This window comes from Streptomyces sp. NPDC006294 (assembly GCF_042870895.1).
Classification (GTDB): domain Bacteria; phylum Actinomycetota; class Actinomycetes; order Streptomycetales; family Streptomycetaceae; genus Streptomyces.
On the sequence record NZ_JBIAHV010000048.1, the window covers coordinates 1 to 1012 of the forward strand.

Annotated in this window: 1 protein-coding gene; it reads left to right on the plus strand. The window is 71.0% G+C overall.

Annotated elements, in window-relative coordinates; genetic code table 11:
• On the plus strand, positions 1-1012 hold a 1012-nt coding region (locus ACFYOP_RS33750; protein WP_356899688.1), incomplete at both ends, for a beta-ketoacyl reductase.

Consider the following 1012-nt stretch of genomic DNA (forward strand, 5'->3'; position numbering starts at 1 on the left):
GGGCGTTGGGCCTGGTCAAGCGGTGGCTGGCGGAGGAGCGGTTCGCCGACTCCCGGCTGGTCCTGCTCACCCGCAACGCCGTCGCCACTTCACCCGAAGACACACCCGACCTCGAACACGCCGCCATCTGGGGCCTGATCCGCTCCGCCCAGTCCGAACACCCCGACCGACTCGTCCTCATCGACACCGACGACCCCACGCACGACCTACGCGGCGCGCTCACGACTGGCGGGCCTCAAGTCGCCATCCGGCAAGGCCAGTTCCTGGTACCTCGCCTAGCCCGCACCACGGTCACCCCCGCCGACGCCCCCGTCTTCCGGCCCGACAGCACCGTCCTGATCACCGGCGCCACCGGCACCCTCGCCGGACTCCTCGCCCACCACCTCGTCACCCACCACCACGTCCAAAACCTCGTCCTCCTCTCCCGACGACCCGCCCACACCCTCGCCACCACACTCAACGAACTCGGCGCCCACACCACCGTCGTCACCGGCGACGTCACCGACCCCGACACCCTCACCCACACCCTCACCCACCACCCCATCACCGCCGTCATCCACACCGCCGCCACCCTCCACGACGCCACCCTCGACACCCTCACCACCCACCACCTCGACACCGTCCTCAAACCCAAACTCGACGGCGCCCTCCTGCTCCACGAACTCACCACCCAACACACCCCCCACCTCGACGCCTTCATCCTCTTCTCCTCCGCCGCCGCCACCTTCGGCGGACCCGGCCAAGCCGCCTACGCCGCCGCCAACACCTTCCTCGACACCCTCGCCCACCACCGCCACACCCACGGCCAACCCGCCCTCTCCCTCGGCTGGGGCCTGTGGGAAGACCGCTCCACCATGACCGGCAACCTCACCCACACCGACCTCCACCGCATGACCCGCCACGGAGTGTCCGGGCTCTCCGCGGACGAGGGGCTGGAGCTGTTCGACGCCGCGTGCGCGGCGGGCGAGCCGCACCTGCTGCCGATCCGGCTCGACGTGGCGGCGCTGCGGCG